Origin of the sequence: Mesorhizobium sp. M1252, from assembly GCF_040318265.1 — a bacterium.
Taxonomy (GTDB): Bacteria; Pseudomonadota; Alphaproteobacteria; order Rhizobiales; family Rhizobiaceae; genus Mesorhizobium.
In genome coordinates this window covers 1-11,867 of the sequence record NZ_JAMYLX010000036.1, presented here as the reverse complement: position 1 = coordinate 11,867, position 11,867 = coordinate 1, and the positions used below count along the sequence as shown (strand labels likewise).

General features: G+C 55.8%; 9 protein-coding genes. 2 read left to right on the top strand and 7 right to left on the bottom strand.

The annotated features are described in order from the left end of the window. Nucleotides 1-293 precede the first annotated feature (293 nt). Nucleotides 294-749: a Ros/MucR family transcriptional regulator gene (locus tag NKH22_RS31195; protein ID WP_352912393.1), complete on the bottom strand. Its 456-nt coding sequence runs from the start codon at nt 747-749 to the stop codon at nt 294-296. 247 nt (nt 750-996) lie between these two features. Here NKH22_RS31195 and NKH22_RS31190 point away from each other — a divergent pair, with 247 nt between their 5' ends. Then, nucleotides 997-3,885: a hypothetical protein gene (locus NKH22_RS31190; protein ID WP_352912392.1), complete on the top strand. Its 2,889-nt coding sequence runs from the start codon at nt 997-999 to the stop codon at nt 3,883-3,885. A gap of 329 nt (nt 3,886-4,214) precedes the next feature. Here NKH22_RS31190 and NKH22_RS31185 read toward each other — a convergent pair whose 3' ends face one another. Together NKH22_RS31185 and NKH22_RS31180 are read right to left on the bottom strand one after the other, a co-directional pair. Beyond that, complete coding sequence (locus tag NKH22_RS31185) at nt 4,215-5,186, bottom strand: hypothetical protein (protein ID WP_352912391.1); 972 nt, start codon at nt 5,184-5,186, stop codon at nt 4,215-4,217. Nucleotides 5,187-5,408: 222 nt separating this feature from the next. Next, nucleotides 5,409-5,768 (bottom strand): hypothetical protein, encoded by a 360-nt coding sequence (locus tag NKH22_RS31180; protein WP_352912390.1) that lies wholly within the window; start codon nt 5,766-5,768, stop codon nt 5,409-5,411. Between the two features lie 130 nt (nt 5,769-5,898). Between NKH22_RS31180 and NKH22_RS31175 the strand changes: the two genes are divergently transcribed. Then, the gene (locus NKH22_RS31175) at nt 5,899-6,162 is read left to right on the top strand and encodes a helix-turn-helix domain-containing protein (protein WP_352912388.1); all 264 of its coding nucleotides are present in this window, start codon (nt 5,899-5,901) and stop codon (nt 6,160-6,162) included. Nucleotides 6,163-6,552: 390 nt separating this feature from the next. Here NKH22_RS31175 and NKH22_RS31170 read toward each other — a convergent pair whose 3' ends face one another. The 4 genes from NKH22_RS31170 to NKH22_RS31155 form a co-directional block, all read right to left on the bottom strand. Next, nucleotides 6,553-6,882: a DUF3768 domain-containing protein gene (locus NKH22_RS31170; RefSeq protein WP_352912387.1), complete on the bottom strand. Its 330-nt coding sequence runs from the start codon at nt 6,880-6,882 to the stop codon at nt 6,553-6,555. A 55-nt stretch (nt 6,883-6,937) separates the two neighbouring features. After that, a complete protein-coding gene (locus NKH22_RS31165; protein ID WP_352912386.1) occupies nt 6,938-7,543 on the bottom strand; it encodes a hypothetical protein in 606 nt (201 codons plus the stop codon). Nucleotides 7,544-7,838: 295 nt separating this feature from the next. Continuing rightward, a complete protein-coding gene (locus NKH22_RS31160; RefSeq protein ID WP_352912385.1) occupies nt 7,839-8,654 on the bottom strand; it encodes a hypothetical protein in 816 nt (271 codons plus the stop codon). Nucleotides 8,655-8,921: 267 nt separating this feature from the next. Continuing rightward, nucleotides 8,922-11,240, bottom strand: a complete 2,319-nt coding sequence (locus NKH22_RS31155; protein WP_352912383.1) for a phage/plasmid primase, P4 family — start codon at nt 11,238-11,240, stop codon at nt 8,922-8,924. Nucleotides 11,241-11,867: the final 627 nt, after the last annotated feature.

Here is an 11,867-nt window from a genome sequence, read left to right as displayed (position 1 = left end):
GCGCCCGTCCCTTCACCCGCCCAGCAGGGCACAACCCACGCCGGAAACGAACTCAAAACTGGACAGAAACTGGGGGCAAGGTCAGTGGGGAACCCGCACCCGTCCTGGGCGATATTCATTTTCATTAGGACTAAACTGTTGCGCAGTCGCTTAGCGCTCGCTTGACATGGTCAGCCCGCAGGTTGACCCAGGACCAACGGTCCTCAGGTAGCCGGGGGTTGAACCAGTGAGCCATTGCGGCTATTCCCCGAAGTTAGAGGCGAATTTTCGCTGACAGGCTGCTAAACGCAGCCTTAAGCCTTGGCTTTCCGCTTTGCTGGAGCTTTCCTCGACGGCGTTTCCTCGACCGTCTTGCGACCTAGGCCAGAAGCCTTTGCGAGCGCTGATCGTTGGGCCGCGTAACTCGGCGCCACCATGGGATAGTCCTTCGCAAGACCCCACTTCGCTCTGTAATCATCGGGTGTCATGCCCAGCAAGCCGAGGTGGCGCTTCATAGACTTGAATTTGCGCCCGTCTTCGAGGCTCACGATGTAGTCGGGAAACACCGACTTCTTCGGATTGACCGCGGGAGTGAGCACTGCTGGCGGCGAGGCAACCGGCTCGACTGAGCCTGATAGCGCCGAATGAACGCTGGCGATCAAATCCGGAAGACCCGCTAATGGCACTGGGTTGTTCTGCACATAGGCAGCGACAATCTCTGTGGTGAGCCCCAGTAGATCGGCAGTCATCAGTTCTTCGTCATTGTGCATCGCGATTTTCCAATTGACCTCTGACGTTCCTATTCGGGAAGGCCCACCAAGCGCAATTGCTTGCATGGGGCTGAGCACTCCTCCGCACTACAACTTTTGCGGCTTTTTCCATCGGAGGGGAGAAAGCAGCGTGGCATTCTTGCATTTACCTTTCTTAGACATACTTCAAACACCGCAACCGACATGCTTGCGCGAGCAGGCCTATCAGCTCATGATACATTTTGGGTCTGGGTAGGCGGAATATAAAATGCGTTTGTTTCCGATGGGCTTCGTCGTAGCCCTTTTGTCAGCTTCTTGTTTAGAGGCGGCGGCAAATCCCTCCAACATTTTTCCACCGTGGACCTTAACGGGCTATCACTCCCGCTCAGATGTTGTCCCAGCCTCGCTGCGTACGCCGCAATCAGACGTCCTTTGGCTGGTCGTATCGAGTCGACCTACCGAGGATGAGGCTATTGCCCTAGCTCAATCATATGCTCCCACACTTGGCGCCACATTAGTGGTGGAAGGCCGGAACGGGTTCTTTGCCATCATTGCGGGCACGTTGAACGTCGATAAGGCGAAGCCGAATCTGAAGACACTCAAGGAGTTGCACATAATCCCGCAGGACGCATTTTTGTCCCGTGGAGAGAGCCTAGATCGGGTTGCTTGGCTGTCATTTCAGAGGGGCGAACCTTTCGATTTCATGGCGCAACCGGCATATCTCAAAGTTGTCCAACGCCTCCAGGCTGCGATGACCCGGCTTTCGTTCTACAACGGACCAATTGACGGTTTGATTGGCCCGTCGACTGTCACGGCTTTCAAGACCTACACAGTCAATTTCGGAGTTCCGGCGGGCGACCAGCTCACAGAATACAGCCTCGCGGAGATCGAACGAGGTGCAGGTGATGGCTTCAGGAACGATCAAGAGCGCAACCTCGCACAGTCACTTGGCTTCACCGATGCCAGCTCGTACCGAGACGCAATGGCTGGCGGTTTTCCGTCCGCAAGCATATTTGCGCAGGCAAAGAGCTTGGGGTTCAGCACACAACGGGAGTTTGATGCTGCTGTATCTGGAGGGTTCCGAAGCCGAGACGAATATCAAAGGGCGCAGGCTGCTGGCTTTACGTCCGCCGAAGATTTCCGTGCAGCGCAGCAATTCGGAATTCAATCCAAAACTGAACTCGTAGCGTTTCGCGCTTCCGGTTTTACAAATCCACTCGAATTTAGGAACGCAAGTCAAAAGGGCTTTGCGGATAAGGCCTCGTTCGATAAGTCGGAGGCTCGGCGCCTGAAAGCTTCAAAGGCCGCCGCGAATATCCTGCTATCAGATGCGGAAACGTTTCTAAAACTGAATCCGCAGACGTCAAATTTGGTCGAGATCGCTGACAAGGCTGCTGCGCTAAACGCGCAAGTGCAGACAAATTCCGCCGACGCGCTAAACGATTCCACGCTTCGCCTAACTAATCTGCTGATGGCAGTTCCCGGCTTTGCCGAATTTTCCGCATCTAGGGACAAGGAACGTTCGCAGGACATCGAAAAACAAAAGGCGCTCATCTTGGCCGAACTTCAGGGCGACCAGCAGGCGCTGAAGAGTTGGATGGCAGCTCATCTCACCTCCAGCAAGCTGCCGCTGGTTGTCAGTGAAGTTAAGGCGCTTGACAGCGTTACTTCCTCATCGGATTTGGAAGCGCTTACGGAAGCGAGAGACAGCGTTCGGGCTCTCATCACGAGCCAAGGTCTCACCAATGAACTGACGGCCTTGAAAGCCCCATCGCAAGCGGAAGACAAGGGCGAGCCTCAGGTAGCCAGTAGCCCAGCCTTCACGGTCACCGAGCTGAATAAAGTTCTGCTCCGAGGCGGGCTTGCCGATGTCGTTGTCCTCTACAACGCAGGTCCGGCAGCCCCGTCCCTGTTGAAAACCCTGTCTGGCGAATTCTCATTCACCAAGAACGAGGCATGGGTTTGTCTCTTTGGTGTGGAACGCACTCCTGCATTCGAAAAGGTTCTTTCAGTGGCCTTGGACCCGCTTGGCGGGAAGACTATCCACATCAACCGGGAATGCGGCCAAGCGGACATCAACCAAGCCGATGTTTTCTTTATTCAGCGGAAGAAATTCGTCGAAGCGAAACCGAGTTTCGCGGTTGCTTACCTAGAGGCGGTTGAGGCAAAAGCCCTGCGCCCGTTCGATTCGATAAACTATGCAGACCTGAAGCGGCGCATGGACCAGGATAAGGCCTTTGCCACCCAAGTTGCGGCTGATGTCGATAAGGGGTCTAGGCTGGGGTATGGCGGAATTCTTTTTGACACCAAGTCCACTGGGATCTGCGGCGTCATCGAAGGTGAGCCGAAGATCCATATGGCGACCATCGACAAGCTGGCCGAATTTGCATCCATTCCTCAGGCTGGACCTCACATATCGAACGTCGAAGCTGCCTATCAGGAGATACGTCGGGATAAGTGCCGGATCCTCTATGGATCAAGCGCGACCCTTAAAGCCGTAACCGACGCCTTGACCCGGGACAGCGTCAATTTTGCCTATGCTCCGATTTGGTTCGAACAAAGTGACGTCGCGGCGGCGCAAGCGAAATTCGAGCTTGCCCGGCAGGACCAAGTCAAGTCTGAACAAACAGCGCGCGTGGCGGCTGAAGAGGCAAAACGCGTTGCCGCCCAACGACTCCAAGACGAGCAAAAATCGAAGTCAGCGCAGGAGGCAGCTCTTCGTCAGAAGAACGGCGCATCAGCCGCCGCGCTTCTAAATATGTTCTCCGACGGCCTGAAAACCGCCGTTCTAAATGAGGCGGCCAAAACGCAGTCGCCATCTGAGGTAAACATCCCCTCTCTGTTCCCCGACTTCACAAGTTGGAACCAACAACTCGGCCAGGACGCATGGAAGGCGACTGACGTCGTCTCCTCGGTCGACAACTATGGGACCGTTAACTGGAAGAGCCGGAATCTCGAGGCGATCATCATCAAAACGGTCGTCAAGATGGCGAGTGCGGAACGTGGAGAATACAAAGACGAATGTTTCATTTTCGGAGCTGTGATTGACAACGAATTTAAGATGGTGCGCGATCCATACGAGGCGAGATGTGAGAAAGACACTTCATCTGATTGGGCGGTTGGCCACGAGCTGAAGAGCTTATGGGTGGTCAACTAGGGCTACCCAGCGCTGAAATGACTTTTTTCGGTTGGCTGCCACGAGGCGTGGCTTGGCCGCCGTGGCTTGGCCTGCCCCGAACACGGCCCGCAGGCAGTTTCGCCCGCTGGCGACCCCTATACGGCCTGAAAAACACCTATCGAGGCGCTTAGCTGGGCTGCATTTTGGTAGTTTGGGCTGTTGCAGCTTTTACGTGTTGGTCAAAGCACCGCAACCGCAGGCTTAGTCGCCTTTAATTGGGACGCGCATCCGCCAGAAACTGGGCATCGTTGGTCATGTCGGCGCGCCGCATGTTTCGTAGTGCGTTGCGAACCCATCTCGGGCAGTCGTCACTTTGATCTGCTGCAGTGAGGAGTGTTTCGGTTCACCAACCTATCGTCTGGTGACACATCAGTCAGGAAGATGGTGCTATTCGCGAGCGAGATGGCGAGATACCGGGTCCGTCCATCGAGTAGGGAATCAGTGAGGCCATCTGCCATCCCCGTCAACTTCTCGAAGTCCTGAAGTTCGTCTTGGCTCGGATTGAGCAATCCCGTTCCAAGACCTTTGTTGGAGAAAAGTGCTTGTTTCACATCGAGCGCCGCAAACACCACGCCGTTGAATGGCATATCAGTTCCCGCAGGAGCCGGAAAAACACTCACCGGCTGAACGAGCTTTCCGTTGATGATTGCGGTCCCATCGCTTTTCACACCAATTTCTGCCGCGACGATCTTCTCTTCGCCGTTGGGGTTAGCAACGCCAAGGACCTCGGCTAGAGAAATCTCGCAGGCGTATTGGACGTAGACCGGCTGCCCGCCCATGACCGATTCCAGCGCACCAGCTGAGTCGTCGTCGGGCGACTGGTCGTCTCCTTTCGGAGCTGCGGACGATTGTGCCGCCTGACTTTGGCGCGCAGTCTCGACACGACTGGTGATCAAGTCTTTCGTGCTTTGCAGGTAGTTCGACAGGTAAACACTGCCATCTTCCATAGACGACATGAACACGAGCGCCTCGAGGTCAATTTCCGGTGGCCCAAAATAGGGCCGAAGAAACCCGAGCGTTGGCGGGAAATCGCGATTGTCGAACACTAGCTTCAGAACGTTCAAAAATTGCGTATCGTTGCTGTGCAGTCCGAAACAAAGATTGAAACGGTCGCTGAGTTCATGACGAGTGTCAGCGCTTGGAAAAGCCGCATACCCGTCATCGAGCCCTACCGATTTTGTCTTCATCACCAGCCACACGCTCATTGTGGCTGAAAACTCTCTGAACGACTGATTGTAAACCTCCCGATCCAAAGCCCGCAACTCCGCAAGCGCCGACATCGTGGGGCTCCCGAGAAAGGAGCACACCTGCTCGACGCTGGCCATTTCAGCATAGACGGTCCCATGTTCCTCAACCACTTGCTCGGCAGACGCAGGCAGCAGTCCAAAGCCGATAAATAGTACCCACGCAGCTAACCCGCAGCCAGCAGCTGATCGGAGGCATACTCGCGAAAGTCGGATCATTCTCCAGCCCTTCATTTAAGCTTCTGGACGCGTGGGATGTCACTTCGGCAGGTCAGGACTGCGAGCGACGACGCTTGGGCGTCGACCCGACCTCCATGCAAAGAAGGCAATCGCGGCTAGGATCAAATCGGCGACGGCCCAGATGTACATATCGGGGAAAGCACTCGCGGCGAGCAAAGCGAACAAGCTGCCAAGAACGAAAACGATGGCCGCCACCAGCGGGAGACCAAATGCGAAAGCGCCACCGACGAAGAACAACAATCCGACCAGCAAGCCGACTGAACCGGCGCCTACTAGGTCTTTATTTTCCAAAATATTGCCGCCCGTAGCGACAGCACACGACTGCAGCATCGAGACCAAGCCCAGAAGAATCCCGATGATTCCAACTGCAATTTTCATTCTACCCCCTAATCCGAGTTTTATGTGCCGCAGGTCTTGGTCGCGCCTTCGCCAACAGAGTCAAACAACTCGCTAATAGGTCGGCTATATCCGATAGATTATTGCGCTGCAAGTTGGTCGCGTCCGCAACATGGACGGACGTATTCGCATCGCCTTCAACCTTCGACGAATTAGAGCCGCAAAGCGGGTCAGTCAGGAGAATCTTGCCGTCGACGCCGGTGTCGACCGGGGGACAATCAGCGAAATCGAGGGCCTGAAGTTCAACCCGTCTATCGACTTGCTTGATCGGTTGGCGTCTGCTTTGGAGGTGGACGTAGCTGAGCTGGTGCTCGCACCCCCTTCCGATAGCGAATGGCCGAAGCCCTTGAAGGCGGGGCGAAAGGTGGGCAAATAACATCCTAGATCGCAATGGGTAGCCCCTTTCCGACTTCGAACAGGCCGGTGAGGTAGGCGGCTTTGTCACCGCGCTCCGCGTCGTTTTGAATCGGGAAAGCCATCAAGCTTTGGCGCAGCTCATTTTCCGCGTGTACTGCTCGGGCAAGCCTTCGGCTTCGCGAAGGGCCACTCTCTAGCGCGTTGGCGACGGCTCCACGCGTGAGCTGATTGAGCTCAGAGTAGGCGGCGCAGTGAGCGCAGATCGCTCGCATCAAAGCAGGCGAAACACCCTCCGGGTCAGGATCTAAGAACGATTCGGTCGGCTTCCATCGAAAAGCAGGCCTAGCCGTGACAAGAGTGACTAGAGACCACAGCAAAAATGAACGACGAGAAAACGCCCTTCTCATCGTCAATACTCGTCCGAACGCATGATGGTCAGCGCCCGGCGTGTCACGTCCGGGTTCGCTGGGTCAGGCGAGCCTGACTGCATGTCTGGGCTATAATAATCTATCTTCCAGAAGAACTTGGCGCCCTCTAGGTCGACGGCACCGAAATCATGTTCGGCGTAGGGATCGTTATCGCTGTCGAATGCTTCGAAAGCCCGCACCGAGCGCAGCAGCGCGCGGCGTTCGGTATCGGCAAGGGCGGCAACGCCGCTGGTTAGAGCGACATGGCCGCCTATGAAGCTGCTGCGGAAGGCATCGTTGAGGCGGCGAATTTCTGATGCTGTGTGGGTCATCGTACATCCCAGCTGTTGATGATCAGGCGAATAGTCGCGAACGGAAGGCTCGCGCTCAATCGGCATGTCTGGGATGCAGCAGCGCGAGATGGTGGGTGCGCCGAACGATCACCGGCCAGTCGGGAAAGTCGCGCCACTTCAGGGTAAAAAGGCCGTCTGCGCTGACTTGTATCACGTGGGCATGAAACCAGCCTTCATCCGCATTTTCGCAGGCCAGCACGAGCGAGCCGAACACGATCTTGTCCCAGCCTTCCGGGACGGTCAGGCCTTCGTTTGGATCGCCCGCTTGGGCAGCGGCCGCCGACGCCTTCTTGCCGGGCTTCGGCTTTTCCGCAGCAGGCTTGGCGGCCCGGGCTGGCCACTTAAAGGAACTCGGCAAGTGGGTAGCGATCTTGTCGAACACAGTCGTCTTGACGAAGGGGACGAAGGCCTTGCCGGAGGCAAACACCTTGCCCTGCGGTAGCTTGCCAGCGAGGTCACGCAGCTCGTCCGTCGACGCCCGAAGGGCGGCCATGCCCATCATACCGGCGGCCTTCTCGGCCTGATCCGTCTCGGCCTCACCAAACCAGGAGGCATGGGCTTTGCCGCCGTCATCAAGCCCTAGGACGATTAAGGCTGGCAACGCGGTTGAAGTAGCGGTGGAAACAGCGGCGTTGGTCATTTCGCTCTCCAAAAAGATAAAGGCCCCAAACGGGGCCTCAGGGTTGAATTTTCAGATGATGTTCGATGGCGTCGGTGCGAAGCCGATGGCGGCAAAAGTCGGGCTCGAAGCCCTGTCGCGAAGTTGGTCAAATACCCACCTTTTTAGTCAGTTCGGGGCCAAAATCGGCCATCTGAACAGGTGCGTATTATATCGATCTTGGCCCCAAAGTCAAGATTTACGTAATAATATCAATATGTTGGATCGCGGTTGTGTGACGTCAGCAGGCCTTTTCCGCACACTTTTCCCCGACCAATCAGATTGTCGCAGACGTCGAAATAATGGCGGCGGTGACGTCGCGCGCCCCTTCCTCGCCCCACACGCTCTCATGCAGGATGAACCGCCAGCTGTTGGTGTGCTCAACGCGCTTTGCACGGCGCACCACGACCTCGTGCGGGATCACGACGGCCTTGGTAACCCGGTAGCTTTCATCGAACAGAACGGCAGCCAGAAAATCAAAGGTGTTGTCAGGTAGGCGCCGGATCGCGCTCAGCTGACGAGACGCGTTTCTGGGCGCGATGCGACGGCTTTTGATCTGATATCGCAAGCCCGCGGCATCTGTCGCATCGTGACCGCTAGAAGAATTACTCTCCAGCGACCAACCAAAGGCCGTTGCAAAAAGAAGCTCGGCATAGTCCCCAAGAGGCGCATTGCCAGTGCGAACGATTTCCCGGTCACGCAACTCGTCCATGATCTGGCTGTGCAGGATTAGCAACTCGGCCACGCCAGCCGTTTGGATAATTTCCGGTCGTGTTGGCAATGCTGCATGCTCAACGATCTCATTCACGGCGCGCAGTGGGACGGCCACCGGCGGAACAGACCAGTCATTTTCGTACTCAACGATAGGGACGACCCGCCGCAACATATTGCCGATTATCATCCGCTGTTGGCCGCGGTTCAGGTGCGAATAACGGGCCTGTCGGTCGATCCCAAAACGCTTAGCAACTTCGTATAGGCGAGCTAGGTCGAGCTGACCGTCTGGCCCTTTGACCTGCAGTTCTAGCCACAGGTTAAAAGGACTATCAGCGGTGTTTTTGAGCCAAGCATCACGCTGTTCAGATGTGATTTGCATCGAAGGTCGCCTAATTTGACCGCTTGGAGAAAGCTGACCTCGATATGCCCGGATACGTCATCGTGAGCGTTCGCACCACCAAGAGCTTCCAGCGAAGATTCCGTTGCATGATGACCTTACTGTCGGCTGATGGCACCGGTGGCAGGTGTTTCAGTTAAGGGTATACGGTGGTTTTAAGGGTTGAATTTGTGATGGTTAAAGCTGCCACCGCTGCCACACAACCCTATGGCTGGCGCCTGCGGCAAAACCGCAGGCACACCGCTCCAACTAGAGGCGCAGCTTCACGCCTACCCAATTGCTTCCAACCTTGTCACGTCTATGCAGGAACTCATAAGCTTCAAGCTGCTTCTTGAGACCAGCCATAGACAGCCGAGTTTCACCATGCTTGCGACACCAAGTTTCATAGAACCTATGCAGATGTGACGCCGACAGGATATTGCCGTCTTCCCTAATAAGCATGTCGTCGGCGAATTTCCGGATGTGGTCGGCATCCTTCTGCCAAGAGGAGTTCGCCCGCGTGACGCCCGCCGGTGCGATAATGCCGCTCTTCTGATACTCGAGGCATCCACGAAGAGCCCAATTGAGAATGCCTGATGCCTCATCGCGCAGCTTTTCACTAAGACCAAGATCGCGCCCTTCAGGTGGGATTTGGACCGTGAAAGGTATGACTCGCACTCTTTCCCAGAAAGCTTCGGCGCTGCCACGCACGTTAGGATAGTCGTTCGCTACGAACCAGAGCTTAAACTCTGGCTGGAAGTGGAAGTGGTTTTTGTATAGGAGTCTTGCAACGATTGGCTCGCCTCCCGTCATCGCTTTTATACGGGCCTCGTCGATATTCCGATCCCAGTTGGCTTCGATAGCCGTGACCATACGAGAACCGGCCAGACGAGCTAGATCAGCCGGAATGCCGCTATCGTACTGTCTCGCAAGCAGCGTTTCTGTCGGCGTATGGAGGCCGTAGTCTCCGAGCAAATCTCTGATAAGATTGACGAAGGTCGATTTTCCCGTTTTCCCCTGACCATGTAGGAAGAAGAAAATTTGATTTCGAACATCGCCCGTCAGTGAAAGACCAACAGCCTTCCGGACGAACGTGATCAAGTCCTCGTCGTCCCGCAACGCATGCCGTAGGAAGGATTCAAACCTCGGGCATCTGGCCTTTTCGTCAAAATCGATATTGGCCATCTTCGTTAGAAGGTCGCTGGCCTGATGGTTGTGGAGGGCGCCTGTGCGTAGGTCCAACGTCCCGTTACGAACATTAAGATGCCACGGCTGGACATCAATCTTCGCGTCCGCAACCACGATATGGGATCGGGCGAGTTCAAGCATGCGATCCAACGAACCCTTGGAAAGCGCCTGCTGGCCGAACCTTGCTCTAGCCGCTTTTTCGACGGGATCGGTTAAATACGGTAATTCGTCCGTAATTGCTCTTGCAACCTTCTCAGCAAGGATAAATCGCTTCAGCTGGGAATCCTCGCGCCAGATGCGGCCATCGAAGGCCAGAAAGCCGCGAGCAGGTGTAAAGATCACTGAGCCTTCGCTTTGTTGTGCGAAGCGAACCGCAAGATCCGAGTCTGTCTGGCCGAGGCGGGAGAGCTCTTTAGCAAGAGGATTTACCCCTGCCCGGCCAGCAGCCACGTCTCGTTGGAAGAACCGAGGGTTAGCCCTGCCAGCGCTGAGCCCACTTGCGAGGGTGCCCTTGATTTCATCATCTTCCAAACCCACGAGACGAGCGCAATTAGTCAGCTGACGTGCAACTTCATCTTCGGAAAGTGCTTCTCCGCCAACCAGCTGCCCTAGCTTGTAGGCGCAGCCGTTCAGGGTAGCGTTCCGCGAACCGTGCACGGCGGTGCGCATTTTCTCAAGCTCTGCTGCCAGTGCAGACTGCGCCCAAGCAATTGCCGAGCTGCTCGATGAGGTTGCTGCGTCGGCGCTTGGCACATTGCTGGAGAGCCCACCCAGCTCATCCGTGACCAACAACCGGATAAGCCACGTGGGCGTCCTAGCGACCTTGGCTTTCGGATCAGGGCTCTTGTAGATGGTGCCCGATATATGACGGCTCCAATGTGTCAGAACGTAGCCGTTCTTGCCACGGACGTCCAAACCTTTGCCCAGCTTTGTGCCAGCTGAATTGCCTATGGCTTGCACAGCGTGAAAATAGAGGTGGAAACCTCGGCCAGTCCTGACCGTCAACGTTCGTGGAAGCTTACCGTGATCATGTTCCAGCCGACGAAGGCTTTTGTGGCCTTCGGCACCATCGACATCGAGAACAAATATTCCCTTTTTGCCACCCGTCGCGAAGCCGAGATTCATGGAAGGCCAGCGTTCGCACCAGCCTTCAATAACGTGAATGTCGCTAGAAGCTTCGCGAACTCCACCCGCTATGCGCGGATGTTTGCCGGGGTGAGCACAATCTGTTTTGCCGCATTCACATTTCCGGTCGACAATGCCGAACAAGGGCAATACCCGATGCCCGTTCCGGGCGAAAGCAACGGCTTGATGTTCAATGGGCGACGGGAATCTGCGCCGTTCGACGATTTCAGCAAAAGTCGAAGCTCGGCGATTGGTTGATTTTCCTGATCGGGTCATTTGACTGCTCCTGATAGGAGCCGGACCGACAGCAGGGATGGTTTTGATACCGCCCGCCACAGCCCGACTCATTGAGTGGACTTTCATGACGGAACGGCCGGTTGACCACCGGAGCACACCATTCGGTGGGCGTTGATCTACCACTCGCCGGTCGCGCGATTAGTGGCAGGCTCGCTGTTCCAAGGTGGTCCAAATGGCCACCTGACAAGCCAAAGGACACTTATCCTTTGACGAGGAGAACCATGCCTGGTTCACAATCTTCAGTTGTTCACTGAGCACATGGATTTCAAGATCGCTGACAAAGATTTTTATCGGCACCTCTCATCGAGGGCCAGAACCTCTCCGTAGGCACCCCGAACGATCAGCCGAGGCTACGCTTTACGCTGAGATCCGACAAGCGGGCGATAGACCGGTTCAGCGTAGTCTCGACTTTGCAACACCTAGGTGCTACACAGCGCAGGCAACCTCGGTCACACCGCCGTTGATTTTGTTGTCTTTTTTCGGCGATCTGCCGATTCCGCCTCTGGGCACCATCACCCTAGGGTCCATTCCGGACACATAGGTTACGGTTTATATCGGAGACATGGGTAACACTTTTGGCCCGAAGGGGTTTTGGAGTGGTTCGAG

Bases quoted from the DNA above. Each gene is read 5' to 3' on its own strand.
- NKH22_RS31160 (WP_352912385.1), bottom strand. From the start codon at position 8,654: ATGCAAATCACATCTGAACAGCGTGATGCTTGGCTCAAAAACACCGCT.
- NKH22_RS31175 (WP_352912388.1), top strand. From the start codon at position 5,899: ATGGACGGACGTATTCGCATCGCCTTCAACCTTCGACGAATTAGAGCC.
- NKH22_RS31155 (WP_352912383.1), bottom strand. From the start codon at position 11,240: ATGACCCGATCAGGAAAATCAACCAATCGCCGAGCTTCGACTTTTGCT.
- NKH22_RS31185 (WP_352912391.1), bottom strand. From the start codon at position 5,186: ATGTCGGCGCTTGCGGAGTTGCGGGCTTTGGATCGGGAGGTTTACAAT.
- NKH22_RS31180 (WP_352912390.1), bottom strand. From the start codon at position 5,768: ATGAAAATTGCAGTTGGAATCATCGGGATTCTTCTGGGCTTGGTCTCG.
- NKH22_RS31165 (WP_352912386.1), bottom strand. From the start codon at position 7,543: ATGACCAACGCCGCTGTTTCCACCGCTACTTCAACCGCGTTGCCAGCC.
- NKH22_RS31170 (WP_352912387.1), bottom strand. From the start codon at position 6,882: ATGACCCACACAGCATCAGAAATTCGCCGCCTCAACGATGCCTTCCGC.
- NKH22_RS31190 (WP_352912392.1), top strand. From the start codon at position 997: ATGCGTTTGTTTCCGATGGGCTTCGTCGTAGCCCTTTTGTCAGCTTCT.
- NKH22_RS31195 (WP_352912393.1), bottom strand. From the start codon at position 749: ATGCACAATGACGAAGAACTGATGACTGCCGATCTACTGGGGCTCACC.